27 protein-coding genes are annotated in these 25745 nt (G+C 63.1%); 16 read left to right on the top strand and 11 right to left on the bottom strand.

Going from position 1 to position 25745, the window contains the following annotated elements; all coding sequences use genetic code 11:
- Positions 1–2: 2 nt before the first annotated feature.
- Both WDJ60_RS06500 and WDJ60_RS06495 read right to left on the bottom strand, forming a co-directional pair.
- Positions 3–488, bottom strand: coding sequence for a halocyanin domain-containing protein (locus WDJ60_RS06500; RefSeq protein ID WP_340099294.1), 486 nt, complete (start codon positions 486–488; stop codon positions 3–5).
- Positions 489–606: 118 nt separating this feature from the next.
- Positions 607–1797, bottom strand: coding sequence for a hypothetical protein (locus WDJ60_RS06495; RefSeq protein WP_340099293.1), 1191 nt, complete (start codon positions 1795–1797; stop codon positions 607–609).
- Positions 1798–1948: 151 nt separating this feature from the next.
- Between WDJ60_RS06495 and WDJ60_RS06490 the strand changes: the two genes are divergently transcribed.
- On the top strand, positions 1949–2596 hold the full coding sequence (locus WDJ60_RS06490; protein WP_340099292.1) for a helix-turn-helix domain-containing protein: 648 nt from the start codon (positions 1949–1951) through the stop codon (positions 2594–2596).
- A gap of 103 nt (positions 2597–2699) precedes the next feature.
- Entirely contained in the window at positions 2700–3983 is a 1284-nt protein-coding gene (locus WDJ60_RS06485; protein ID WP_340099291.1) for an O-acetylhomoserine aminocarboxypropyltransferase/cysteine synthase family protein, read from the top strand.
- A gap of 24 nt (positions 3984–4007) precedes the next feature.
- Here the strand turns inward: WDJ60_RS06485 and WDJ60_RS06480 are convergent, their stop codons facing one another.
- Both WDJ60_RS06480 and WDJ60_RS06475 read right to left on the bottom strand, forming a co-directional pair.
- A complete protein-coding gene (locus WDJ60_RS06480; RefSeq protein ID WP_340099289.1) occupies positions 4008–4379 on the bottom strand; it encodes a DUF6199 family natural product biosynthesis protein in 372 nt (123 codons plus the stop codon).
- Between the two features lie 42 nt (positions 4380–4421).
- Entirely contained in the window at positions 4422–6179 is a 1758-nt protein-coding gene (locus WDJ60_RS06475) for a MutS-related protein (protein WP_340099287.1), read from the bottom strand.
- Between the two features lie 129 nt (positions 6180–6308).
- On the opposite strand from WDJ60_RS06475, the gene rtcA reads away from it, so the two are divergent.
- Positions 6309–7340 carry an RNA 3'-terminal phosphate cyclase gene (gene rtcA, locus WDJ60_RS06470; RefSeq protein WP_340099285.1) on the top strand — a complete coding sequence of 344 codons (1032 nt, stop codon included), beginning with the start codon at positions 6309–6311 and terminating at the stop codon, positions 7338–7340.
- 20 nt (positions 7341–7360) lie between these two features.
- On the opposite strand, the gene WDJ60_RS06465 is transcribed toward rtcA, so the two are convergent.
- The 4 genes from WDJ60_RS06465 to WDJ60_RS06450 form a co-directional block, all read right to left on the bottom strand.
- Positions 7361–10201, bottom strand: coding sequence for a DEAD/DEAH box helicase (locus WDJ60_RS06465; RefSeq protein ID WP_340099284.1), 2841 nt, complete (start codon positions 10199–10201; stop codon positions 7361–7363).
- A 182-nt stretch (positions 10202–10383) separates the two neighbouring features.
- A complete protein-coding gene (locus WDJ60_RS06460; RefSeq protein WP_340099283.1) occupies positions 10384–11136 on the bottom strand; it encodes a metallophosphoesterase in 753 nt (250 codons plus the stop codon).
- Entirely contained in the window at positions 11136–12812 is a 1677-nt protein-coding gene (locus WDJ60_RS06455; RefSeq protein WP_340099281.1) for a hypothetical protein, read from the bottom strand. Before WDJ60_RS06455 ends, WDJ60_RS06460 begins: the two co-directional genes overlap by 1 nt.
- Complete coding sequence (locus tag WDJ60_RS06450; protein WP_340099280.1) at positions 12809–14086, bottom strand: Single-stranded DNA binding protein; 1278 nt, start codon at positions 14084–14086, stop codon at positions 12809–12811. The genes WDJ60_RS06455 and WDJ60_RS06450 overlap by 4 nt, the downstream gene beginning before the upstream one ends.
- Before the next feature lie 129 nt (positions 14087–14215).
- Here WDJ60_RS06450 and WDJ60_RS06445 point away from each other — a divergent pair, with 129 nt between their 5' ends.
- The 7 genes from WDJ60_RS06445 to WDJ60_RS06415 all read left to right on the top strand — a co-directional run bounded on the left by WDJ60_RS06445 (position 14216) and on the right by WDJ60_RS06415 (position 18576).
- A complete protein-coding gene (locus WDJ60_RS06445) occupies positions 14216–14689 on the top strand; it encodes a hypothetical protein (RefSeq protein WP_340099279.1) in 474 nt (157 codons plus the stop codon).
- Positions 14690–14758: 69 nt separating this feature from the next.
- Positions 14759–15178 carry a universal stress protein gene (locus WDJ60_RS06440; protein WP_340099278.1) on the top strand — a complete coding sequence of 140 codons (420 nt, stop codon included), beginning with the start codon at positions 14759–14761 and terminating at the stop codon, positions 15176–15178.
- An 84-nt stretch (positions 15179–15262) separates the two neighbouring features.
- The gene (locus WDJ60_RS06435) at positions 15263–15802 is read left to right on the top strand and encodes a tRNA (cytidine(56)-2'-O)-methyltransferase (RefSeq protein WP_340099277.1); all 540 of its coding nucleotides are present in this window, start codon (positions 15263–15265) and stop codon (positions 15800–15802) included.
- A gap of 72 nt (positions 15803–15874) precedes the next feature.
- On the top strand, positions 15875–16408 hold the full coding sequence (locus WDJ60_RS06430) for a transcription factor (protein ID WP_340099276.1): 534 nt from the start codon (positions 15875–15877) through the stop codon (positions 16406–16408).
- Complete coding sequence (locus tag WDJ60_RS06425; protein ID WP_340099275.1) at positions 16408–17073, top strand: DUF2110 family protein; 666 nt, start codon at positions 16408–16410, stop codon at positions 17071–17073. Before WDJ60_RS06430 ends, WDJ60_RS06425 begins: the two co-directional genes overlap by 1 nt.
- Positions 17070–17831 (top strand): DUF5803 family protein, encoded by a 762-nt coding sequence (locus tag WDJ60_RS06420; RefSeq protein WP_340099274.1) that lies wholly within the window; start codon positions 17070–17072, stop codon positions 17829–17831. The genes WDJ60_RS06425 and WDJ60_RS06420 overlap by 4 nt, the downstream gene beginning before the upstream one ends.
- A 55-nt stretch (positions 17832–17886) precedes the next feature.
- Positions 17887–18576: a competence/damage-inducible protein A gene (locus WDJ60_RS06415; protein ID WP_340099272.1), complete on the top strand. Its 690-nt coding sequence runs from the start codon at positions 17887–17889 to the stop codon at positions 18574–18576.
- Between the two features lie 7 nt (positions 18577–18583).
- Here WDJ60_RS06415 and WDJ60_RS06410 read toward each other — a convergent pair whose 3' ends face one another.
- Entirely contained in the window at positions 18584–18712 is a 129-nt protein-coding gene (locus WDJ60_RS06410) for a hypothetical protein (RefSeq protein ID WP_340099271.1), read from the bottom strand.
- Positions 18713–18784: 72 nt separating this feature from the next.
- Between WDJ60_RS06410 and WDJ60_RS06405 the strand changes: the two genes are divergently transcribed.
- Together WDJ60_RS06405 and WDJ60_RS06400 are read left to right on the top strand one after the other, a co-directional pair.
- Entirely contained in the window at positions 18785–19858 is a 1074-nt protein-coding gene (locus WDJ60_RS06405; protein WP_340099270.1) for an ATP-NAD kinase family protein, read from the top strand.
- Positions 19859–19970: 112 nt separating this feature from the next.
- Positions 19971–21005: a PhoU domain-containing protein gene (locus tag WDJ60_RS06400; protein WP_340099269.1), complete on the top strand. Its 1035-nt coding sequence runs from the start codon at positions 19971–19973 to the stop codon at positions 21003–21005.
- Here the strand turns inward: WDJ60_RS06400 and WDJ60_RS06395 are convergent.
- Entirely contained in the window at positions 20998–22149 is a 1152-nt protein-coding gene (locus WDJ60_RS06395) for an LEA/WHy family protein (protein ID WP_340099268.1), read from the bottom strand. The genes WDJ60_RS06400 and WDJ60_RS06395 overlap by 8 nt on opposite strands.
- Before the next feature lie 95 nt (positions 22150–22244).
- On the opposite strand from WDJ60_RS06395, the gene WDJ60_RS06390 reads away from it, so the two are divergent.
- Genes WDJ60_RS06390 through WDJ60_RS06375 form a run of 4 tightly spaced genes read left to right on the top strand, consistent with a single transcriptional unit; the run spans position 22245 to position 23997 of the window.
- On the top strand, positions 22245–22460 hold the full coding sequence (locus tag WDJ60_RS06390) for a DUF7525 family protein (RefSeq protein WP_340099267.1): 216 nt from the start codon (positions 22245–22247) through the stop codon (positions 22458–22460).
- A gap of 44 nt (positions 22461–22504) precedes the next feature.
- Complete coding sequence (locus WDJ60_RS06385; RefSeq protein ID WP_340099266.1) at positions 22505–22729, top strand: DUF7123 family protein; 225 nt, start codon at positions 22505–22507, stop codon at positions 22727–22729.
- Between the two features lie 37 nt (positions 22730–22766).
- The gene (locus WDJ60_RS06380; protein WP_340099265.1) at positions 22767–23189 is read left to right on the top strand and encodes an SRPBCC family protein; all 423 of its coding nucleotides are present in this window, start codon (positions 22767–22769) and stop codon (positions 23187–23189) included.
- Position 23190: 1 nt separating this feature from the next.
- A complete protein-coding gene (locus tag WDJ60_RS06375; protein ID WP_340099264.1) occupies positions 23191–23997 on the top strand; it encodes a nitrilase-related carbon-nitrogen hydrolase in 807 nt (268 codons plus the stop codon).
- Positions 23998–24208: 211 nt separating this feature from the next.
- Here the strand turns inward: WDJ60_RS06375 and WDJ60_RS06370 are convergent, their stop codons facing one another.
- Positions 24209–25723 (bottom strand): aldehyde dehydrogenase family protein, encoded by a 1515-nt coding sequence (locus WDJ60_RS06370; protein ID WP_340099263.1) that lies wholly within the window; start codon positions 25721–25723, stop codon positions 24209–24211.
- Between the last annotated feature and the right edge of the window lie 22 nt (positions 25724–25745).

The following is a 25745-nucleotide window of genomic DNA, read 5'->3' as shown; positions in this document are numbered from 1 at the left end:
TTTTATTCGACGATGACTGCGCCTTTCATGCCGCTGCCTTTGTGCGGCGTACAGGCGTAGTTGTAGTTCCCACTCTCCTCGAACGTGTACTCGTAAGTGTGACCTTCTTCGCTGACGAATTCGTCACCGCTGGTGAACGTGCCGTCCTCGGCGACGACGTTGTGGCCGCCGCCCTGACCGGTCCACTCCCACGTGACGCTCGTTCCAGTGCTGATACGCACGGCTGCCGGGTCGAAGGCCAGATTGTTCGAGCCGGCACCGACCATGACAGTCACCGAATCGGCGTCGGTCTCGTCGGCGACCGAGCCGTCGAAGTTGTTCGCGTCCGAGAGGTAGTCCGAGACATCGCTGGGGACATCACCATCGCCGCTGTTTCCGTTACCGTCGTCGCCACCACAGCCGGCGAGCATACCGCTGACTGCCAGTGCACCAGCACCGCGAAGGACTGTACGCCTGTCGACATCAACGGAATCTATCGTCTTTTTCATCAACAATCTGTGGGTCAGGGACATACACATAAAAGGCTTCTATTCCATTCTTATGGCCTGAAAACGCCGATAAGCGGATTTCGGGGGTGCCATACACGTTCGGCATGCAGTATAAGTATCACCGCCAGTTCGATGTCTGGTATCTGATTGTTCCCGCGAGAATGTACGCATAGCCACCTGCACCACTGAGGACGAGTGCGTGGCCGACGGCGCGCGCGGCGGGGGCAATGACCGACGTAGCAGCGACGACGAGCAGGCCGGTGGCAACGAGTGCGATGGTAGCCAGCGCGGTTCGGTCGTTTCCGCCGGGCCAGGGACAGACCGCTGGCGGGTAGAACTGGTAGACTGCACCGACGATGCTCAGGCCGAGCAGCCCGTAGACGTTGACGTGACGATGGGCGGTCGCCAGTTCGGCGTCCAGACCGGCGAAGGCGAAGTGAGTACCGAGCGCGACACCGAGACAACCCAAGACGACGGCGACCGCGACGCTGTACAGACCGACTCGGTCCCGTTCGGTCCGAGACAGCATCCGGAGATAGGCGCCGGCGAAGCCGACGACTGCAATCGACTGGAGGACAGCGCCAACCTGAAAGACCGTTCCGGCGGGGTAGCCCCACGCCAGCAGTGCCGGGCCGAGCGTGCCGAACGTCAGGACGATGGCCGCGAGCCGTCGGGAGGGATAGACGACAAGAAACCGAGGGAGCAGTCGGTAGCCGACGCTGAACAGCAGCAGGAGTGCAACACCGGCTACCAGCAGGTGTGTGGTGCGGACTGCCAGCCCCCCAAAAAGTGACGGCGTCCCAACTTCCCCTGCGAGCAGTTCGAGACAGCCGACGAGCAGATAGCCGAAGACGACGGGGACGAAGGCGTTGGCCAACCGGTCGAGTCCCCGTCGGTCGGCGTTCGCGTCGCCGGTTCCCGTCTCGGCACCCGTGAGGTTGCCTCCGATAGTGACGAGCATCGTTCCGAGAAAGACGGCGACCCCAGCGACCCAGGCGAGAGCGCCAGCCGCGGAGAGCCATGTCGGGCCGACACCGGCTCCACCGAGTGCCAGCGCTGCGACGCCGCCGGTACTCAGGGGTAACTGCACCGCAGGCGCGTACGTCCACGCGAGCGTGCGGTCGAAGTACGACGGAACCAGCGAGTAGGCTTTTCCGAACACCGTCGTCAGCACGAATCCGTAGAGTCCCAGAAATATCTCAGCCCTCCGGGGCACCGCTGTGAGGACAGCGACCTGCGAGAGGACGAACCAGGCGGCGCTCACGAGCAGAAACCGTCTCGCCCAGCGGGAGATGCGTGCACTCGACACAGTAGGGCTCCGTCGTCGTGGTCCGTCACCGCCGTCCCGAACTGGTTCGGGAACTGATGGCTACCGTTCGCCCGTCTCATCGCCTCCCTGCGTTTTCAGCTTTCGGGAATACGCACCCCTCTTATTGTGGGACTATACCAAAGCTCGGTGTATGTCAGGCGTCAGAACGGAACTCGTCTTCGAGCAAGCTGAGGGGTGTCCGGTGGCAGTCGCGTCTGCGGCCGTCCCCGACCCGGTGACAGACATCAACTGGACCGACGGCGACGGTGAGACAGTCACTGAACAGGTCTCCGTGGGCACTGACGGAGAGTTCGATACCGACGACGAGCTCCCGCCGTTCGAACCGGTCTTCGACTACGGGTCCGAGCAGGTCTACGAGTTCGACCGCGACAAGACGGATCCCTGTATCTGTGAACACATCCAGGCGACACTGGGGCCCGTGACCGACGTGCACGCACGCGACGGCGACCTGCACGTAACCCTGCACGCCAGTGACGTGACCGGGCTGCGCGACCTCATCGCGGATATGAGCGACGACTTCGGCGACGTGAGCGTGGAGTATCTGGTTCGGAGCGTCGATACCGACGAGGAGTCCGAACTGGTCCCGGTCGACCTCCGGACCCTCACCGACCGTCAGCGAGAGGTGCTGGAGACGGCCCACGAGATGGGGTATTTCGAGTACCCGCGCCAGGCGAACGCCGAGGAGGTGGCAGCCACACTCGACATCCAGTCCTCGACGTTCGCCGAGCATCTGGCGGCCGCTCAGAGAAAACTGCTCGACGAACTGCTCGGCGCGTAACTCTCCAGTCGACGACGACTCGGCTCGAAGCGTGTCGTAGATGCCGGGGATATTGGACGTTTGTACACGGTTTGATAAGGATTGGGTGTCTGCGACCGCACGTATGCCAGACGACGACATCTACACGAACAGCCTCCACGCAGGACAGGAACCCGACTCGGCGACAGGGTCACGCGCGCCGCCGATTTACCAGACCACTTCTTACGTTTTCGAGAACGCCGACGACGCCGCCGCGCAGTTCGCGCTCGAGGAACCCGGATACATCTACTCGCGGCTGATGAACCCGACCGTCGAGACGCTCCAGGAGCGACTCGCTGCCCTCGAAGGCGGCGTCGGTGCTGTCGCGACATCGTCCGGGATGGCGGCGCTCAACCTCGTTACGTTCCTGCTGGCCGACGCCGGCGACAACGTCGTCACTGCCTCCTCGCTGTACGGCGGGACCTACACGTACTTCACGCACTCCGCTCCGCGACAGGGCGTCGAAGCCCGGTTCGTCGACACACTCGATTACGAGGCCTACGAGGAAGCCATCGACGAGGACACCGCCTATGTCCACTACGAGACCATCGGCAACCCCGCGCTCGTCACGCCGGACATGGAGCGCATCGCCGACATCGCTCACGACCACGGTGTCCCCGTCTTCGTCGATAACACCTTCGCGACGCCCTACCTCTGCAATCCGCTCGACCACGGCGCGGACCTGGTCTGGAACTCCACGACGAAGTGGATTCACGGCTCGGGCACGACCGTCGGCGGTGTCGTCGTCGATGGTGGCTCGTTCCCCTGGGAAGACCACGCCGAGAAGTTCCCCGAAATCGCCGGCGACAATCCTGCCTACCACGGCGTCAACTTCGCCGAAACCTTTGGTGACGCAGCGTTCACCTACGCCGGCATCGCTCGCGGCCTGCGTGACATGGGTAACCAGCAGTCACCCTTCGACGCCTGGCAGACGATTCAGGGCGTCGAATCCCTGCCGATGCGGATGGAACGGCACTGCGAGAACGCGATAGCAGTTGCGGAACATCTGCAACGCCACGAGGACGTGTCGTGGGTCACTTATCCGGGACTGGACGACCACGAGACACACGACGCCGCCAGCGAGTACCTTGACGGGGGGTACGGCGGCATGATAACGTTCGGTCTCGAGGGCGGCTACGACGCGGCGCAGGCGACCGTCGAGAACGCCGAACTCGCCAGTCTCCTCGCCAATGTCGGTGACGCCAAGACGCTCATCATCCATCCGGCAAGTACGACTCACCAGCAACTCACGGAAGAAGAACAGGAAGCCTCGGGTGTGACGCCAGACCTCGTCCGCCTCTCGGTCGGTCTGGAGTCGACCGAAGCGATCATCGCGGACCTCGACCAGGCCATCGACAGCGCGACCTGATCGGTCACAACAGTTCGGATTTTCCTATTCGTTGTCGATGTCGATAGACACAGGACCGCCATCGTCGTCTTCGTCGTCTTCGTCGTCCGACTCGTCGGTCTCGGTTTCGCTATCGCGTTCCGCTTCGGCTTCTGCGGCGATGTTCGACCGTTCTTTCTCGGCGTTTTCGGCGCTGGTGACGAGCAGTCCTGTCAGCCCGGCGGCGAGCATGCCGACGCCGGTGATTTTGGTCATTTCGACGTACCACTCGCGCGGTTCGAGTTCGTCGACGTTCTCGAAGCCAACCCGCCACCCGGCTGTGGCGAATTTGAGTGCTTTCTTCGGGAGGAAGACGCTCAACAACCCCTGGACAACCAGCAGGAGATATCCAACTCTGAGGAGTGATTTGAGTCCCATGGTGGTGACTTCGTCCCCCAGTCACCTCAAAGTAGCCCTTCGTTACTCCGTCCACCGGGCGTCGGCCAGCGTCCGCTGGACGGCACTCTCCCCGACGGCTTCGGCGAGCGTCTCGTACCCCGCTCGCTCCGCGTGGTCGCCCGCGTTCGCGACCAGTCGCGAGACGATGAACTCCGGTGTCGACCGGCCGACGGTCTCGAAGCGCGGCTGGTAGTCGACCTCCAGTTCCAGGTCCGTCGTCAGCCCCTCCGCGAAGATGCCATCGGTCCGGGCCTGCTCCGGCAGCGGCTCCAGGTCGTCAGCGAGGTGGGTGACGAACACCCCGAGTGCGCCCTTCTCGACGGTCAGCGCGACCAGACCGTGCAGGAGATCCGCTGCACTCCCCGGCTCGGTTATCGCTTCGAACTCGTCGACGAGCATCAGTGCCTGCCCCTCGTCGGTCACCGGCGGCACCACGGAACGCAGCGTCGACTCCAGGACGCCCGCGTTGAAACTCGCGTGCCGGCGGTGGAAGACGATGGTGTCGACGACGCTCACCTCGGCGTCGTCGGCCGGCACCGGGAGTCCCATCTGGGCGAGTAACTGCACCTGACAGAGTGTCTCCAGCAGCGTCGTCTTCCCGCCGCTGTTTGCCCCGGTCAGGACCGCGACGCGGTCTCCACTTGGCGGTGCAGTCGCACTCGCGACCGTCAGGTCGTGGTCGCCGACAGCGTAGGTAATCGGCTGGACGGACGCACCAGCGTCCTCCAGAAAGAGGTTCCGGGCCTGGACGACACCGGCGACCTGGTGGTCGACAAAGCGCGGTCGTGTGAGGCCGAACGCGAGCGCAAAGCGGGCCAGCGACAGCGAGAATGCGAGGTTGTCGACCGTCTCGACTGCCGCCTCGATTTCGTCTTCGGCCTCCTCGAGCACACCTGCCAGTCGCTCGCTGACTTCCCGTTCGCGCTCTTCGACCGCCGTTCGGAGGTCACCGGCCAGCGACCGCAGTGTCTCGCCGACGAACGCCGACGCATCCGCCGCTTCACCAGGCATTGCCTCCCGGACCCGGGAGATGTCGACACCGCTCTCGCTGGCGACGTGTCGGGCAAAGGCGTCCCGGAGTTCGTCCGTTCCGCGCGCTCCCGAGCGGACCGCCTCCAGTACGTCGCCGGGGGTCGCCGAGAGGTCTTCGACACTCGCGAGGTGGGCTCGGAGTTCATCCAGTCGGTCGTCGGCTCCCTCCCCAACCCGGTCGCCGCCGGCTTCGAGGCCGGCGAGTGCGGCCTCGGCGTCCGACAGGGCATCTGCGTCGAAATCGGCAATCGGCGCGAAGATGCCCTCGTCGATGCCCGTCTCCTTGAGTGCAAGCGCAGTCCGGACCGCCGAGATACGGCCGTCAGCGACGCTGTCGTAGGACTCGAAGGCGGCCATGACAGCAGTTCGATTCGAGTCGTCCAGCCCTGCCCAGGTGTCGCGGGCGTCGAGCACGCCATCCAGTCGGTCGGCCATCGCCGTCGCACTGTCGAGTGGCGTGAGAATTCGGATGCGGTCAGCCGCGCTCTCGGTGACGGCGTAGTTTCCAGCAATATCGAGCAGATCCTTGTAGACGTTACGAGCGTCACGGGTCGCCAGGAGGTCCATCGCCGCACCGCCGTGTGCGTGCCGGAGAATCCGGGTTGCCCGACCGCGGGGGATGCCAGCATTCACGAGCGTCCGCACGTCGCCCGTCTCGACTGCCTCGATTGCGGCATCGACTCCGAGTTCCTCGGCCAGCAGGTCTCGGGTCTTCGGCCCGATTCCCCAGTAGTCCTCCAGTCGCATTGGCAGGTGGGTGGCGGCCCTGACTCTTAGTGTTTCCCAGTCCTTCCCGCGTGGAACGGACGCACGCCGACCGCGAGCGGGACGGACAGATTCAGGGCTCTCGCACTCGAAGGTGGACACCGTCTAGCGATGCTCACTATCGACGGGGCTGCCGGCGGCGGACAGCTACTCCGAACAGCACTCTCGCTGTCGACGATTACCGATACGCCGTTTCGCATCGACGATATTCGGGGGAACCGGCCGAACCCGGGGCTTCGCCCACAGCATCTGTCGACAGTAGAACTCGTGGCCGACCTCTGTGACGCCGAGACCGACGGTGTCGAACTCGGTGCCGACGCCCTTACTTTCGAGCCGGGAGACACCCGCCGCACGGACCTCTCAGCGGAGGTTGGGACGGCTGGCAGTCTCACACTCCTGTTCGATACGGTCCTCCCAATCGGGCTGACCGCCGACGACCCGATTCGCGTGACCGCGAGCGGCGGAACCAACGTGAAGTGGTCGCCGACAATCGAGTACCATCAGTACGTCAAGCTACCACTCCTCGCCAGGTACGGCATCGACGCATCGCTCGAACTCGGCAGAACAGGGTTCTATCCCGCAGGGGGCGGGTCGGCAACATTCGAAACCATGCCGTGGACTCGCCAGGCCCTGGAGATAGACGCGAGAGGCAGTCTGGAGCGAGTCGAGATCCACTCAAAGGCGTCCGAAGACCTCGAAGACAGTTCGGTGGCTGATCGCCAGGCGTCACACGCGGCGGACCTACTCGGCGTCGGCGGCTTCCCCGTCAGCGTCGAGGATGTCGCGTACGTGCCGAGCGATTCTCCGGGATCGTCGATTCTCCTTCGAGGCGTCTACGACCGAACGCTCGCGGGTTTCGATTCACTCGGCGAACGCGGCCTTCCGTCGGAGGACGTCGCTGAGGCCGCTGTTGCCCAGTTTCTGTCGTTTCACTCGACCAGTTCCCCAGTCGACGCTCACATGGCAGACCAGCTGATGGTCCCGCTCGCGCTGGCTGGTGGTCGAGTCACGATTCCCGAGGTGACCGAGCACGTTCGCACGAACCTCGACCTCATCTCGGTGTTCGGCAGCGACATGCACCTCAGCGGGGAATCAACGGAGACGCCGACGCTGGTTGCCTCGCCCCTTCTCGACAGCCAGTGACCACACGACCGCCGCCGACACTACTCCCAGAACGACCGCGTGCGTGCGTACTCGCGCTCGCGGGAGAGGATATCTCTGTAGAAGTCGTCCTCGTCCTCTCGAAGTTTGTTGATGATGCGCGCGGCATTCTGTGGGCCGACGCCGCGTGCGGCGAGTGCGACGACGGCTCGTTTCCCGTGGCTCTGGACGAGACTTGCCGTCCGATAGGCGCGCTCGGTGGCCTTCTCCTCTTGGTCGTCCTTCTCGCCAGTTTTGACAGCTGCCACAGTCTCGTCATCCCACGGATTCAGCGCGGCAATCTGCGTCGAGCCACACTGGGGACACTTGGGCTGGTCCCGGACGCGCCCGACTTCCCGTCTGGTCTGCCAGTCCTGACAGTGTAGACAGAAGAGGATAACCCGGTCGTTCTGGATGCGGTCTTTGACCGTCTGGATGACGCTCGCGTCGGCGTTTTCGGGCGTGAGTAGTTCCGTCCCCGAACCCCGCCCGCTGGTGCCGAGTGGCGTGTGGTCACCAACCGTTTCGATGGCCAGCGTACCGGACTGGATTCGTTCGAGGAGGGCCGCTGTTTCCTCGACAGCCAACTCTTCGTGGAGTATCTCCCGAACTGCTTCGTCGTAGACTGGCGTGTCTTCGAGCGCGTCGAGCAGTCGACTGCGGCCGAACCGAGCCTGTCCGGTCCCACGCCAGCGCTTGAGCGCGCCGAATTTGGCGGCGACCTGTGCGAGTTTGAACTTCAGTGCGTCGGCATTTTTCAGGCTGAGTTCGATGATGTGTTCGACGTGGTCAGGGTCCGTCTCCCGGAGAATCCGGACGACGTCGCCAGCCGTGATGCCCCGTGGGACGTCCAGTTCGATTCGGTACGGGTCGACGTCCATCCCGACTGACGAGCCACTCTGCTGGCCAAGCAGTGCCGAGAGCAGTCGACCGAGCGTCTCGTTGACCTTGTGGCCAAAACAGACGTTGACGACGATGGCGCGGCCGCTAAACTCGACGAGAATCCGGTCGTCCGTCGGAATGGGTGCGTCGGTGTCGGCGTGGTCCGCCAGCGGACCGAGTCCCGATTCGATGGTTGCCGTCTCCGCGTCGTAGCGGTGCTGGACGTCACGGGAGACGGCCGCCTTCGGCACGTCTCGGAGCTGGTCGCCGGCAACGCCGCGTAACTCGCCAACCTCCTGTGCGACCTGGCTGGGGACGGGGATTTCCTGACCGGTCCAGGAGGGGACCTCGCCGGCGGGGTCTTCGATGGGCGACACCGTCACGATTTCCTCCTCCTCGTCGATGTTGGTGATACGCCACATCTCGCCGCGCTGGATGAAGATTTCACCAGGTGCTGCGAAGTTGACGACGAAGCGCTCGTCGAGCGTTCCGACCTGTTTCCCGCTGGCGACGTCTTCCACGTCGTAGGTGGCTTCGTCGGGAATCATCGAGAGGTTCTGGTAGAAGTACTGCCAGGTCCCCTGGCGCTTCTCCAGTCGGTCCTCGTCTTCTTCTAGCCAGACGACGCGATTGCCGGCGAGTTCCCGAATCACCTGTTTGAACGCTGATTTCGAGAGGTCTTCGAACGGATAGGCTCGCGTCACAATATCGTAGGCCTTCATCGCGCCGATCTCGCCGAAGTCCATCACTAGCCCGGCAATCTGGTTGGCGACGGTGTCGAGACTGCCGTAGTGGATATCGGCACGTTCGACCTCACCAGCATGGGCCTGGCGTGTGATGACCAGCGACTCCATTACGTCGTCGGGATGGCTGGTGACGATAGTCCCCGACGAGACTGCATCACGGCGGTGACCCGCGCGGCCGACGCGCTGGAGGAGTCGACAGACTTGTCGGGGGCTGTTGTACTGGACGACGTGGTCGACGTGACCCACGTCGATGCCCAGTTCCATCGAGGACGTACAGAGCAGCCCATCCAGTTCGCCGGATTTGAATTGGGTTTCGACCTCGATTCGAGTTTCCTTGGCGAGCGAGCCGTGATGGATGCCGATGTCGGTGCCGAGTTTCTTCAGCCGTGATCCGAGTGCTTCGGCGGTCTGACGGGTGTTGACGAACACGAGCGTCGACTCGTGGTCGGTGACGAGTTCGTCGATGACGCGGACGTGACTGGCCACGTCCGCCTGCGTGACGAGTTCGCTCGCGAGACGCTCGTCCTCGTCGGTGACTATCGGGCAACGGACGTCCACGTCGAAGGCTGTGCCTTCGTCCACTTCGACGATTTCACAGCCGCGGTTGCCAGTGAGAAATCGCCCGACTTCGTCTGGGTCTCCGACCGTCGCAGAGAGTCCGACACGCTGGAACGGTCCAGACAGTTCCCGAAGCCGTTCTAGCCCGATTGTGAGCTGTGCGCCGCGCTTGGAGGTGGCGAGTTCGTGAACCTCGTCGACGACGACGTGGTTGACGTCCTCCAGCGCTCGCCGGAGTTTCTTCCCCGTTAGCATCGCCTGGAGCGTTTCGGGCGTCGTGACGAGTACGTCCGGCGGGTCGTTCGCCTGTTGCTGGCGCTGGTAGTCGGTGGTATCGCCGTGGCGAACGTCCACGTCGAGGTCCAGTGTGTCGGCCCACCAGTCCAGTCGCTCGCGCATATCGCGATTCAGCGCCCGGAGCGGCGTAATGTAGAGCGCGCCGATGCCGAACCGGTCCTCGTCAGCCAGTGCATCGAAGACCGGTAACATCGCAGTCTCGGTCTTGCCACTGCCCGTCGGTGCGACGACGAGGGCGTTCTCGCCGTCCGCAAGCGGCGGTATCGCCACTCGCTGGGGTGCAGTTGGCGTGTCGAATCCACGCTCGGAGAGGGCAGCCCGGACAGTCGACCCGAGCGCGGCGAAGGCCGCTGGTCCCGATGCGGCCTCACCGTCTGTCATCACCCGCTGTTGGTGGCTAAGCCGATTAAGCCCGTCGGGACGGTTGCGAACAGGCGACACTGCTTGCGCGCGGTTCCCGAATGGTGTGTCACACTATCGCGGCCCATCCGGGGATCGACTGTCAGTGCATGGGCTGTGCTGGTCACGTACTGATATTTAAATCCTGGCCGTAATGAATCCGCTCAGACGGTGTCGTACCGGCCGAGTCGAGTGCCATCGAGCAGATACGCCTGTCCGTCGGCGAGTGCATCGGGGAGAAACGGCGAGAGGAACTCCTGCCCGTCGACGTTGACCCACGTCCCGCCAGAGAGATCGTTGAACGCGGGGAAGACGACGAGTTCGTTCGGACCGTCGATTTTGCGGTCGTGAAACTCTTCGAACGGCGTGGTGTTGCAGTCCCCGCGGAGCCAGACGCGCTCGACGCGACCGCCCCCGACCTCGTCTTCGAGTTTGACGACCGGGTGTTCGTGCGCGGAGCAGAGAATGTCCGCGTCCAGTACGTCGGGGCTCGGCCACGTGTGTCCGTGCGCGAAGCCGACCGAACCGAGTCTCGTGCCGTGTCCCGGTGTGAGTGTCACGTCTTCGAACTTTTCGACTCGTGCCTCGATATCTCCGTCGTGGTTGCCTTTCACGAGCGTCACCGGAACGCGCTCGGTAACGGCGGCGAGCAACTCGTCGACTTCCTGGCGTTCATCGTCCCACGGATTGCCGATTGCGTGGCCGAGGTCACCGAGAAAGACCAGTCGGCCGGATGTCGTCCGGTCCAAGAGTCCGAGCAGTTGCTCGCGGCGCTCGTCGGCACGACTGTCAAGTTCGACACCCTCCCGCCGGAGTCCGACTTCGATACCGGCGTGGAAGTCGGCGACTACGAGTGCGCGTTCGTCGTCACAGTCGACGACGGCGGCGGGCGAATCCGGGACCGGTTCGACCGACATCAAATCGGTTTGACAGTCGAGTCGTCGGGTTCGTAACACCGGCCGTCCATCAGCGCGTTCTGGATTGCGTTTTCCACGTCGTCGGGGTCGATGTCGTAGCGGTCGACCAGCGTCTCGACGAGTGTCTCTCGGTCGGCCCCGTCGCCGTCGTCGAGATCTTCCATCACTTCGATGGTGACTTCTCCGAGGTCGATATCCTCGGCTGACTCCGCGGCAGCGTCGTCCGGTTCGTCTCCGCTGGTGTCAGCAGCTTCAGATTCGGGTTCCGGCTCGGACTCCGTGTCTGCTTCGGCCGTTTCAGCGGTTTCTGCCGTCTCTTCGACGGGCTCGGCTTCGGCCAGTTCTTCCGGGTCGGGCGTCTCGATGTCTGATTCACCGGGGTCTGGCACGTCCGTTCCGCTCTGGAACTCGGTGCCGTACTCCTCCTCGATTTCCTCTCGTTCGTCCTCGTCGAGTTCGAACTCTCCGGGTTCGAAGTCACCGATATCGTCGCCTTCGGTGTCCGCACCGGCGTCCGTGTCGTCGGACGATGCTGTCGTCTGCGTTCCCGAATCGCCAGCACTGGACTCTCTTACACCAGTTTCCGACCCTCCGGGCGTGGCGGCTGCCGCTGGTTCGGTGGTCTCAGTCTCGACACGCTCCGATTCGGCAGTCTCGGTTGCGGTGTCCGTCGCTGTTTCTGTGGTCGGTGCTTCAGCGGTCGCGTCTGTCGCCGTCTCTGCTGTCGCCGCGTCGTCCTCCGTTGGCGTCTCTGACGCGTCCACCTCGGTAGTCTCCGATACGGTGTCCGTCGTCGTTGTCGTGTCGGTCGGTTCGGCGTCGCTCTCGGCTTCCGCTGTCTCCGTCGACGTATCGACCGTCTTTGGTTCGGTCGAAGTGGCTTCCTCGCTGTCCGATTCCGTTGGCTCACCGGTGTCACCGTCAGCCGACACGGACACGTCTACGTCGGTGTCAGCCAGCGACTGCAGGTCGCCGTCGTCACCCTGGTCCGGGTCGAGCGACATCGGTTCCACTTCGTCTACCTCGCCGGCGACGAGACGGGCAGCGTCGACCGCAAGGTCGCGGAGCGCCGAGAGATACGCACCGGTCGTCCCGTAGTGTTCGATAGCCAGCGGGATGCCGGCGGCCAGCCCGTCGTCGACGCCGTTGTCTTCGAGCGTCGCCCGGAGGTCGTCACCGCGAACATCCAGCGAGAGCGCCGTCGCCATGTGGCCGACGCGGTCGATGGTTTGCTCTGCGGTCTGGACCGTCCAGCGGTCCCGCGTCGTGGCGTCGACTTCGCTGATGCTCTCCGGTCGGATCGAGGTGAATACCTGATTGGAGTCGTCCGGCTGGAAGGTGCGGGCTTTCCCGGTCAGCGCGACGAACATCGGCGTCTCCGCACTGTCGAGGAACGCCTGTTCGTCTGGCTGGTACTGGCCGGCGTAGAGGACGAACGCACCCGTCGGGTCGACCACGCGAGCGCGCAAGACGTCCTCGCTGACCTGTTCGACTTCGGTGAGGACACCGACGACGAACAGCCGGTTCACACGCGCGCCCGTCGGCGTGATGACGTAGTTGGGTGCGCGCTCCTCGTCGCTCTCGGAGTACGAGAAGTCCGCGTCGTCGAACTCAGCGGCGAACAGCCGGTAGGCGACTTCGCGGCGGCCGGCACCGCTTTGCTCGCTCTCGCTCATGTCGTCACCTCCTGGAGCAGCGCCTCGGCACGCGCGACGGGGTCGTCCTCACTCTCCGTGAACTCGGACGCTTCGAGGTTCGCGCCGTACTCGTCGACGCTGAGCGAGCCGCGGATACGGTACTCCCGGCCGACGATGCGGTCGGCGATGGTATCCGCGACGACTTCCTTGTCCATCTCCTCGCGGGCGTGTTCCTTCGCAGCCTCGATGTCGCCGCCGTAGACGTCTTCGGTGATGTCTTCGTCGAGGATGGCCGTTACTGTCCCCGTTCCGTCGTCGAGGATGGCTTTCGTCCGCAGGTCGTCCTCGCCCTCGACGTCGCCGTGACTGCGACACTGGCCGTTCTGGACGACGCGGCTGCACTGCGGGCACCGCTCGATGAGACCGGAGCCGTCGCGAATCGAGAGGATGTTGCCGACCAGTTCCACGTCGAAGAGACCGCCCGATTCGACGGCGTCGCGAATCGAGAGCCGCTGTGCCGTCTCGGGCGCTTCGATAGTCCGGTCGAGCCGTTCGACGGTCGAGAACTCCGAGACGTTCACCGACGGGACGCCGCGGAACTCCCGGACGAACGTATCTTCGATTCGCACGGACTCGCCCTCCACGAGTTCGGGGTGTGGGTCCCAGTCCGTGAAGGGGAGCCGTGTCGACTCGTCGGCCAGCACGCCGCTGAGAATCTCTGTTTCCCCGTCGCGGCCGTCGATGACCTTCGACTCGGATTCGAGGACAGTCACCTCGACGTTGATGCCCCTGTCTCCCGGTTCGAGTTCGGTGAGCGTAGCGTCGCCGCCGATGTCGTAGGGCACGTCGAGCGATTCGTCGATGGGTTCGACGCTCGTACTCTCGCCGAGGTTGAGTTCGGGGTGGCCGTCCCACTCCCGGACGCCGGCGTTGCCGATGCTGACGGTGTCGCCGGGCTTGATGTCGAACTGCTCCCAAGAGGTGTAGGAGATTTTCCCGCTCTCGTCGGCGAGTTCGCCCTCCAGAATCACCTGGTCGTCGCCCTGGTAACGAATCGAGCGCTTGCCGACCGTGAGGACGACGGCGGTCACGGAGACGCTGCCGTCGTCGGTCGTCACGTCGGCGATGTCTTTGCTCGGTGGCGCACCGCCACCACCGGAATCGCTGCCGGAGCCGTACTTCCGGCGGAGACTCTGCTTTGCCTCGTCCATCGGCACGCTGTAGGAGACGAGGTTCTCCAGATCGTCTTTGACCTCCGATTTGTCAACGCCGAGGTCGGAGGCGAGTTCCTCGGCATGGTCTTCGAGATTCATCAGGTGCTACTTGCTCGGCCACCATTATAATCGTCCGGTCCGCACGCTCCCAGTCGGTGGTCGACGCTCCAGGTTGTCTGTCAATCTGGGGCAATTACGCTTATCAGCGGGGACAGTCGAGTTGAAATTGTGACGAACGGCTCGTTTCGCGGGAAGCCATCGAAATCGCACATCATCTGGACGCGAGAGACGCGCAACGGTGCCACGAGCAAGCAGTTCGACCACGACCACTTCGAGAAGTGGGTCGACCACTGTGGCTTCGACTTCGAGGAGGGGACGCGCGTTGACCACGACCGGGCCGACGAGCCACGGACGCAGTATCGCTGCGTGTTCAAGTGGGGGCGCATCGAGGGCGAGACCATGGAACTGGGTGACAAGGAGTGGTCGCTCGGCAGTCAGAAGACCCCCCGTACCTTCATCGAACTCGATGACGAGGGGCTGGCCCGCGTGAAAGGCTGGTCGTTCGAGACGGTAATGGATGTCACCGAGATGCGTCACAAAGGGCCGGAACTACTCATTGCGACCGCAAGCGGTGACAAGAAGCGGCTGAACGGCCGGAAGTTCGTGAAAAACCCGCGCGAGCGCCAGCGCGACCGGAATTGACGAACGTTTCAGCGAGCGACCCAGGTGGCCGACCAGATGTTTTACTCCGTGGGGGTTCTCACGTCACTCATGTACGAGCACATCCTCACCGCGACCGACGGGAGCGACCACGCCACCAGGGCAGCGACTCACGCAATCGATGTCGCGGCTCGCTACGGGGCGACGCTGCACGCGCTCTACGTCATCGAGACGCGAACAGCCTACGACAACGCTATCGTCAATCCCGACGAGGTCCGCGAGAACTTCCGAGAAATCGGTGAGGAGGCACTCGCAGCGATAGAAACACGCGCGCAAGATGCAGGCGTCCAACTGCGGACCGCTCTCGAGGAGGGTGTACCCGGCGAGCAGATTCTCGCGTACATCGATGCACACGATATCGATACCGTATACATCGGCGAGCGGGGCCACTCGTCGTTCAAAACGGTTCTGTTGGGCAGCACGACCGAACGGGTGCTCCACGGAACGGATATTCCGGTCACAATCGTGTGAGTTCGAACCGGGAGTTGTCGGAGGAGACGCTCCTCGACAACGTCGTCCGAAAGCACCTAACCGTCCGCCCCCGAGATGGTGGGTATGCAGGGAACACCGGAAGTCGCCGTCCTCCGTCTCGGCCATCGGCCGGGCCGAGACGAGCGGATGACGACCCATGTCGGGCTGACAGCGCGCGCACTCGGTGCCGACCGCGTCATTCTGGCCCAGGAGGGGGCGAGTCGTGCGGATACAATCGTCGACATCACCGACCGATTCGGCGGTCCCTTCGAGGTAGAGACGACCGACGAGCCGATGGCCTGTCTCGACCGCTGGGGCGGTGCAATCGCCCACTTGACGATGTACGGCCTCCCCGTCCAGGAAGTCGACGGGGAGATTCGGGAGCGCCACGAGGGCGGCGATCCGCTGCTCGTCGTCGTTGGCGCGGAAAAAGTCGCGTGGGACGTCTACGACGCTGCAGACTGGAACGTGGGCGTGACCAACCAGCCACACTCAGAGGTGGCGTCGCTGGCCGTGTTTCTGGACCGACTGTTCGAGGGGGCGGAACTGGACCGCGAGTGGAAAGACGCTGACCGAGAAGTCGTTCCACAGGCAGAGGGCAAGCGCGTCGAAGAGCGCGAGTGAGTTCTCTGCGTCGAATCGGCGGACGGGGTCATCCCGATGGTTTTAACCACGTCACACCCGGTTGTTACCGTAATGGCTTTTGAGGAACTCCTGGAGGATCCTGTGATACAGAAGTACCTCCACGAACTCGTCGGCCCGAAGGGTATGCCAGTCGCGGCAGCGCCCCCGGACGGGGAAGTGACCGACGAGGAACTTGCCGAGGAACTCGGACTCGAACTCAACGACGTTCGCCGGGCGCTTTTCATTCTCTACGAGAACGACCTGGCGACGTACCGACGACTCCGTGACGAGGACTCGGGGTGGCTCACCTATCTGTGGACCTTCGAGTACGACGCGATACCCGAGCAACTCGAATCCGAGATGTACCGCCTGCTCACCGCGCTGGAGAACCGCCGGGAGTACGAGCGAAACCACGAGTTCTACCTCTGTGAGGAGTGTGGCATCCGCTTCGAGTTCGGCGAGGCGATGGACTTTGGCTTCCAGTGTCCCGACTGCGGAAGCGAACTCCAGTCGCTCGAGAACACCCGCCTCGTAGAGGCGATGGAAACGCGTATCGAAGAACTGCGTGACGAACTCAACGTGGAGACGGCAAGCGCCGAAATCTGATGGTCGTACTCGCTACCAAAGTGTACGTCGCCGGGGACGCCCGCGACCGCGCGCTCGACGGTCTGGAATCGATGGTCGCCAACACGCTCGACGGGCTTGACGTTACCTTCGAGGTCGGTCACCGCGACGACGACTTCCCGACGGTCACCGTCGAGGGTGACGACGCCGTCGTCGCACGGAACCTGCTCCGCGAGGAGTGGGGAGAGATCACCCCTCACCTGGACGACGGTGAGGTCCACGTCGGCACGCTCGAATCGTGGGATGACGATGGCTTCGTCCTCGATGCCGGCCAGCGCGTGCGGATTCCTGCCGACCAGCTGGGACTCGGCCAGGGGTCGCCCGAACAGATTCGGACTCGCTTCGGACTCGTTCAGCACATGCCGCTCAGATTCGTCGCCGGTGACCCGCCGCGACTCGCCGACGAGGAACAGGACCGTCTCTACGAGTGGACTCGTGGGACCGGTCGGCTGAACATCAACAGCGCGACGCGCTCGGAAGTCCGGGCGACAATCAACCGCGCCGGCCACGCCCAGGACATCGTGACCGTCGAGCGACTGGGGTTGCTCGAACAGAGTGTCGTCTGCCGCGAAGGGACCGACCCACCGGGACTGCTCGCCAGCGTCGGCGAGTACCTCCCCGCAGAGCTGCTCTGTGTCGTCCCATGAGACGCAAACACCTGCTCGCGCTCGGTGCGCTCGTGCTCGCCGCGGCGTTAGCCGGGTGTGGCTTTGGCTCCTCGGAGATACCCGAGGACCAGCTAAACGAACAGGCAACCTACGACTGGGACACGTCGGCGGATGCCACGTTCAACATCTCTCGGTCGTCGTACGCGACTGTGGTCAACGTGTCGAACGAAACCGTCGAAGTCTGGCAACGTGACGCGATCGAAGGCGATAATCCGGTCAATCTGCGGGCTCTCCAGTACCGGTACGAGAACGGAACAGTAGTCAACGCGTCACACGGTAACCTCTCGGCGACCCGCGACGGCGATAAAACACAGATTTCCGTCCCGGAAGCGGGCGGGAAAGTCGCGTACACTGCATCACGAAGCGGGAAGCAGTTCAGCACGCCAGTGTTCATAGAGGGGTCACACGAGGTCATCTTGCCGCCCGGTGCACGCGTGGGTATCCCGTTGCTCTCGCAGGTCAGTCCCGGGAACTGGAACAGTACGGTCGAGAACGACCGGATGACCGTTCGGTGGGGAAACCTCTCTGACGAGACTATCAACACCCGGTACTATCTCGAACGCGACCTGCTAATCTTTGCCGCACTGGCAATTATCGCCCTGCTCGTCGGGACTGTCGGCGGACTCTACTACTTCCGTCAGATTCGGGGGTTGGAGTCCCAGCGCGAGGAGATCGACATCGACATCGACTACGACGACGACGATTTCGGCGATGACGGCCCGCCGCCGGGGATGTAGTCGCGGCCGTCATGGGAGCCGGTGGTGCTTTTACGCTCCGGCCCGAGGGACAGATATGCGCGTCGCGCTGGTCACCGTCGGTGACGAAATTCTCGCCGGCGACACCGTCAACACGAACGCCGCCTGGCTGGGCCGACAGCTCGCCGACCGCGGTGTCGACGTCGACCGCGTCACGGTCGTCCCGGACCGAGTAGAGGAGATTGCTCGACTGGTGAACGAACAGCGTGCCGAGTTCGACGCCGTCATCGTTACTGGCGGCGTCGGCCCGACGCACGACGACGTCACGATGGACGGCGTGGCTGCCGCGTTCGGCAGCGAACTCGAAGAGAACGAGGCCGCACTCCAGTGGCTCGCCGAGGAGGGTGGATACACCCGCGAGGACCTGGCCGAGGGAACCGCAGCGCTCCCGGCAGGCGGAGAGTTCATCCGGAACCCCAACGGCGTCGCGCCGGGCTGTGCCATCGGTAACGTCTACGTCCTTCCTGGTGTTCCCGATGAAATGAAGGGGATGTTCGAGGTGATTGCCGACGACTTCACCGGTGCCGACCGCTTCACTGCAACCATCGAGGCCGATGAACCCGAGAGCGCGCTCATCCAGCGGCTCATCGACGTTCAGGAACGGTTCGGCGTCACAGTCGGCAGCTATCCCGGCGAGACTGTCCGACTGAAGATTCGGGGCGAAGACGAACAGGCTGTCGGTGATGCCAAGCAGTGGCTCACCGAGCGAGTCGAATTACCGGAGTAAGTCGCAGTTATCGCGCGAGCGAGCGAAGCCAGAACGCGGTCAGAAGGACGCCACCGAGGAGGATAATCCACCCAGCGGCATCGATGACGGAACCCTGCACAGCCGTTTCGTTCGCTTGCGCCAGTAGCACACTCATACTCGGCAGTTCGAAGTGGCGACGGTTAAGACGTTCCGGTTTGCTTTTCATCGTACCCGCTCAACCGTGTGTATGCGCCGCATAGGGGTCGTCGTCAATCCGATCGCGGGAATGGGGGGGCGCGTCGGTCTGAAAGGGACCGACGACAAAGTCGAGCAAGCCCGCGCTCGCGGGGCGAAACCACGCGCGCCCGACCGCGCTCGTGACGCGCTCGATGCACTGGCTGACACAGACGTCGATGTCGAACTCGTCACCGCCCCTGGGCAGATGGGCGAAGACGTTGCCCGCGACACCGGCTTCGACCCGGCTATCGTCGACGTTCCCAGCGGTGGGACCGGAACGACCAGCGCCGCCGACACCAGGGCTGCGGTCCGAGCGTTCGTCGACCACGACGTCGACATCGTCCTCTTTACCGGTGGTGACGGAACGGCTGTCGACGTGGCCGAGACGCTCTCCGACCTGGACGACGAGACTCCGATTTTCGGCGTTCCAGCGGGTGTCAAAGTCTATTCGGCTGTGTTTGCAGTCTCGCCCCGTGCGGCCGGCGTCGTGGCAGCGACGTTCGAGCAAACCACCCGGGCTGAAGTCAACGATATCGACGAGGACGACTACCGTGAGGGCGAGGTTCGGACCGAGTTGCGGGCGATAGCGACGGTCCCCGTCGCAGAGCAACGCCAGTCGAGCAAGCAACTCGCCAGCGGGAGCGTCGGCGGCATCGCCGAGGGATTCGTCGATGACATGGAGGACGGTGTGACCTACATTCTCGGGCCGGGGAGTACCGTCGGTGAAATCAAAGCCGAACTGGGCATCGATGGGACGCCACTCGGCGTCGACGTGTGGCGCGACGGGGAGTTGCTGGTACGCGACGGTGCAGAATCGGACATCCTCGACGCACTCGGCGACCGAAACGTCGTCGTCGTCTCGCCAATCGGCGGCCAGGGATTTGTCTTCGGTCGCGGCAACCAGCAGATCTCGCCCGCAGTCATCGAGCAGTCGTCGGTCGAAATCGTCGCCTCTCGTCGCAAACTCGACGACATCGGTGCTCTCCGGACGGATACCGGCGACGAGGAACTCGACGAGAGCCTCCGCGGGTGGCACCGGGTCCGTGTCGGTCGGTTCGAGCGCCGACTCATCGAACTGGTTTGAGAAGTTATCGTTTGTCACGGTGTATAACCTCTACTGTAGTATGGTGCATGAACGACCATGACACTAAGGTAATAATGACAAGATTAAGGTTCGCGCCGCGCTTCTTATCGGTATGGAAACGAGGAAAGTCCAGCGGCTCGGGCCGTCGACGCTGGCGATGACGTTACCGGCCGAGTGGGCACAGGCCCAGAACGTCGATAAGGGTGACGAGGTCTCGCTTCGGATCGGTGGCAAGGGAACGTTGACGGTGATGCCAGAATCAGTCACCGCCGAGGAGTCGGAGGCTATTATACGCGCGACTGGGCTCGACGCGGACGCCGTCGAGCGGGCAATCGTCGCGCAGTACGTCCTCGGTCGGCGCATCATCCACGTCGACGCTGCCGAGGGTGAGACCCTCGAAAGCACGCACATCAACGCCGTCTACAACGCCGAGACGCAGCTGATGGGGCTGGGGGTCATCGAGGAGACGCCCGAGAGCATCGCGATCCGGTGCTCGGTCGACCCCGAAGACTTCACGCTCGACAATCTCATGGAGCGTCTGGAGTCGACCGGGAGTACGATGCGAAACGAGGCTGTCAAGGCGCTCGCACACAACAATCCGGACCTGGCCCAGCGCGCCCTCAACCGGGAACGACAGGCCAACAAGATTTTCGTTTTGCTTCTTCGGCTCATCTTCACGGCCTACCAGAACCCTAACCTCGCGCGCTCTGTCGGGCTCAACGATGGCTTCCCGCTTATCGGCTACCGCTCGCTGGCGAAGAACCTCGAACTGACCGCGGACAACGCCGAGGACATCGCAGAGATCGCGCTGGAAGCGGAGAACAACGCGCTCAACGTCGAATCCGGGACGATGCGCCGCATCCGGGAGTTCACTGACCAGGTCAACGAGATTACCGAACTCGCCGTCGAGGCTGTCGTCGACCGGGACTACGATACCGCTATCGAAGTCCGCGAGAAGTTTGCCGAAATCAGCGACCGCGAGAAGGAGATTCTCTCGGACCTGCCGGAGATGGACAACGAGCAGCTACTTCAGGTGCGAGAAGTCCTCGTAAGCCTCCAGCAAACCGCTCAGTACGCCGTTCGAAACGCCGAAATCGCGACCAACCTCGCGCTCGACGAGGAATCCGACCACATCAGCATCACGTAGAGAGGAGGCCGCCGTCGTCGTCCTCAGCCGTGGCTGTTGGGGTTGGGGTCGAAGTCAATGTCGGCGTTGGACTCTGTTCTGCTGTCGTCGTTTGACTGCTGTCGTCGCTTGGTGTTGCTGTCACACTCTCGTCGCCGTTCGTCACGGTTCCGTCGTCCGCCTGAGTCGTATTTCCGTCACTGCCGTCGCCCGTGTTCTCTTTGTTTCCGAAGACGTCCGTCTCGATGGTATCGCGGTAGTCGAGCGCGTCCGTGTCGATCGTGATTGCTGGAGTGGTTCCAGCTGGTGTGTCAGCTTCGACGACGACCTGCATATCGACGTAGAGATCCGTCGTCTGGTTGTTCTGGAGGTGTGAGACCCACCATTCGTCGAGGCGATCGTTCTGGATGACGGTGTTTGCGTTGATGGTCTCCGTCGCAGATGGTGGAATAGCTGAGTTGCGCTCGTTGCTTCCCTCTCCGACGGTGATGTTGTTCATATAGATGGTGTAATCCACCCGGGTCACGACGTAGGGGTACGGCTTGGGGTTGTAAACAGTAAAGCCGAGGTCGATTGGTGTCTGTTCGCGGGTCAGTTCCGACCCGTAACTGCCGCTCGTCTCGTTGATGTACAGCACCGGGTCCGAGACGAGGGACGAATCGGCATTGACGGGCCGCGTCTCCGTCGAGTTGAACGCACCGAGAATGTTCGTCTCGATGGATTTGCTCGTCTGGAAGTCGCGGGACCCCAGCGTGTTGTGAGAGACGGTCGCGTCGACGAAGAGGTCGCTCTGCTCACCGCCCTGGATGTGCGTGTACCACCACGCCGGAATCTTCGTATTGTCCAGGTACGTGACGAGGTCGACAGTCGAGTTGCCCGACCCGATCGCGATTCCCCTCTTCTGTCCGGTCGCCATTGAGATGTTGTTCATGTCGACAGTGTAGTCGATCGTCGTCCCACCGAGTGAGATGCCGATTGGGTTCGGGTTATTGACGGTAATCGTCGTCTGTATCTCGCTCGTCGAGTTGTTCACCTCGCCGAACTGGTTGTCGATGGATTCGACCTGCGGCACGCCGACGAACCCGAAGACATACGCAACCCCAAGCAAAGCCACGAGTCCCCCGACGCCGAGACCCAGGTACTTCAGTATCCGTCCTATTCCCATACCGCGACAGAAAATCTGGACGCTGATATACGCTGTGGCCCGGTGACCGACACGGAGTCGCATGACATAAGTACCGAACGGGAAAACGGGTGAGTATGGCAGAGACGAAGCAGGCCTCGGACAAGAGTCTCGGGCTGTCCCTGACGTTCGCCGTCATCGCGTTACTCGGGACGCTCGGCATGCTCGCAACGTCGTACCTCTACGCACTGAACGGTGACACCCAGATGCAGATATACTCTGGAGTAGCCTTCGCCGTCGCGATGGTCGGTGGCGGCCTCGCTATCGCCGTCTTGCATATGTTCGACAACTGAACGGAGATAAACCGTTAAGAGCCTGAAGCACCAACAGACGAGTAATGACTGACCTGAGCGAGGAGGACCGTCGTATTCTGGAGTATCTTCGCAAGAGCGTCTCGCGCGGGGAGAGCTACTTCCGGTCGAAGAACATCGCCAAACAGCTCGGGCTCACGTCGAAGCAGGTCGGTGCTCGCCTTCCGAAGCTCGCAGAGGAAACCGAGGAGGTCGAAATCGAAAAGTGGGGTCGTGCTCGCTCGACAACCTGGCGCGTCACGCAGGCTTAACGCGAGTTTTTTTACGCCTGTCCCGAAAATCACAGTCATGACAGTACGGGTCGAGCGAGTCGTCGAGGTGCAGGCACCCATCGAAGATGTCTGGGCGTTTATCGCTGACCCAGAGAAACGCGCGCGACCGATTAGCGTCGTCGATGAGTTCGAAGTCGTCGACGACGAACACGCCGTCTGGCACATCAAGCTCCCGATTCCGGTCATCAACCGGACGATTCGCGTCGAAACCGAGGAACGAGTCCGTGAACCGCCCACGTACGTCGAGTTCGTCGGGAAGTCGAAGGTGATGCACGTCGTGGGCGAACACGAACTCGAAGAGGTCGACGGCGGGACGAAATTGACCAACCGATTTATCGTCGACGGGAAGGTGCCCGGGGTCGAGCGCTTTTTCAAGCGAAACATGGAAGCGGAATTCGACAATCTCGAAACGGCGCTCGACGACGACCTGAATTCCTGAGATGCAGGTAACGCTCGCACAGATAGCCATCGACGCTGCACAGAAAACGCGTAACGTCAAGCGTGCGCGTGCTGCCATCGAACGCGCGGCAGCGGACGGTGCGGATCTCGTCGTCCTTCCGGAGCTATTCACCGTCGGCTACTTCGCCTTCGATAGCTACGCCCGGAGCGCGGAACCACTCGACGGCGAGACGCTGACGACGATCGCCGAGACGGCTGCAGCCGAGAACGTGGCCGTGCTCGCCGGCAGTTTCGTCGAAGATCTCGCTGCTTCGGCAGCGGCGGGATTCGAGACGCCTGCTGACGATGGTCTTGCCAACACCGCTGTCTTTCTCGACCGGGCCGGCGACCGACGTGCAGTCTATCGGAAACACCACCTCTTTGGGTACGACTCGGCCGAACAGGAGCTGTTGACGCCGGGTGAGTCCGTCGGCACTGTCGAGTTCGAGGGTTTTACCATCGGAACGACGACCTGCTACGACCTTCGGTTTCCGGAACTGTACCGCCAGCTCGTCGATGCGGGCGTGACACTCACGCTCGTCCCGAGCGCGTGGCCGTATCCGCGCATCGAACACTGGAAGCTGCTTCCGAAGGCGCGTGCCGTCGAGAATCTGATGTACGTCGCGGCGGCAAACGGCGTCGGGGAGTTCGACGACGCAACGTTGCTCGGTCGGTCGACAATCTACGACCCGTGGGGAACAACGCTGGCGAGTGCCAGTGACGATCCGACACTCGTCACGGCGACACTCGATCCGCCGAGAGTCGCCGAGCGTCGCGAGGAGTTCCCGGCACTGGGTGACCGGCGGTAACACCGGCGGCGGGCGGGACATTTATTTGCGGTCGGGCCTCACCTCCAGTTGCCGGCAAACGCGCTTTTCACGTCGATGCCGGCGAACCAACTCGCTGCACGGCCTCGCGGGCTCCCGGCCAACTCGACGGCGTCACCCCGACCCGGCGGTCGTCCGGACGGCCGTCCGGTCGGCTCCTCGTCTCGGTCGCGCTCTCGGTCTCTACTTTCGGTCAGTCTTCACGGGTCTCGATCTCCGCGGAGAGCCCCTGTGCCATCTCGATGTCCTCGCTGTTGTTGACCGTCCAGGCCGTCCGTTCGGTGACTGTCTCGATGGCCTCGCGTGCGTGCGGTGCGCCCTGTCCGGACTTTTTCACGCCGCCGAACGGAAGTTGGACCTCTGCACCGATGCACGGGAGATTTGCGTACGCCAGTCCCACTTCTGCACGGTCGCGGAAGCGGTTAATCTCGCGGTAGTCCTCGCTGATGACGGCTCCGGTCAGCCCGTAGTCGACGGCGTTGTGTAACTCGATTGCCCGGTCTATCCCACCCGAATACTCGATGAGGGCGACGTGGGGGCCGAACACTTCCTCGTGGATACACCGCAGGTCCGGGTCGTAGTCGATTTCGTAGACGAACGGACCGACCCAGTGGCCGTCCTCGTGCCCGTCGGGAACCTCTCGTTCGGGGAGTTCCGACCGGTCGACGAGCACCTCCGCACCCTCCTTGCGTGCGATGGCGGCGTATTCGTGGAACTTCTCGACCTGTTCGTGATCGACCAACGGCCCCATGAACGTCTCCTCGTCAAGCGGGTTCCCGACGGCGACGCGTTCGGCGTGGTCGACAAACTTGGATTTGAATCCGTCGTAGATGTCGGTGTGAACCAGCAGTCGCTCCGAGGAGACACAGCGCTGGCCGGTCGTCTTGAACGACGACATCACCGCCGAGTGGAGTGCGATATCCATGTCAGCGTTGCCGGTGACGACGACGGCGTTCTTGCCGCCCATCTCACAGGAGGTGTTCTTCCCGGGTTGGTCGGCGACTTTCCGGGCGACGCTGTGGCCGACTTCCGCCGACCCTGTAAAGAGAACGGTATCGACTCTGTCGTCCTCGACGATGGCTGCACCGGCGTCACCGTACCCCTGCACGAGGTTGAACACGCCGTCCGGGATGCCGGTGTCGTCGAACATCTCGGCGACTGTCTGGCCACACCACGGCGTCTGTTCGGCGGGCTTCCAGACGACGGTGTTGCCCTCGACCAGCGAGACGGCCATGTGCCAGAACGGGATTGCGACGGGGAAGTTCCAGGGCGTGATACAGCCGACGACGCCGCGAGGTTTCCGTCGCATGTAGGAATCTTTCGCTGCAATTTCAGAGGGGACGATATCGCCGTGCGGGTGTCGGGCGTTGCCGGCAGCCCACTCGACCATGTGCCACGCCTCGGTCACGTCTGCCCTCCCCTCCGAAATCTCCTTCCCACACTCCTTCGTGACGATTTCGCCGAGTTCCTGGTGGCGGTCCCGGAGTTCGTGGAAAATCTCCCAGAGGTACTCCGCGCGGTCGATGTAGGACAGCGAGCGCCACTCCTCGAAGGCGTCGGCAGCTGCCTCTGTTGCGTCTCGGACATCGTCGCCCGTCCCTCGTGGAAATTCCCCGAGCCTTTCACGAGTTGCTGGGTTGTGACTCTCGAAGGTGTCCCCGCCGTGGCCGGCCGTCCAGTCGCCGTCGATGTAGTGCTGGTATGTCATGAATCTACACCCGTCGAAATTG

The organism is Salinibaculum salinum (assembly GCF_037645885.1).
Classification (GTDB): Archaea; Halobacteriota; Halobacteria; order Halobacteriales; family Haloarculaceae; genus Salinibaculum; species Salinibaculum salinum.
The sequence above is the reverse complement of the archived record's forward strand: the minus strand, read 5'-3'. Positions and strand labels throughout refer to the sequence as shown.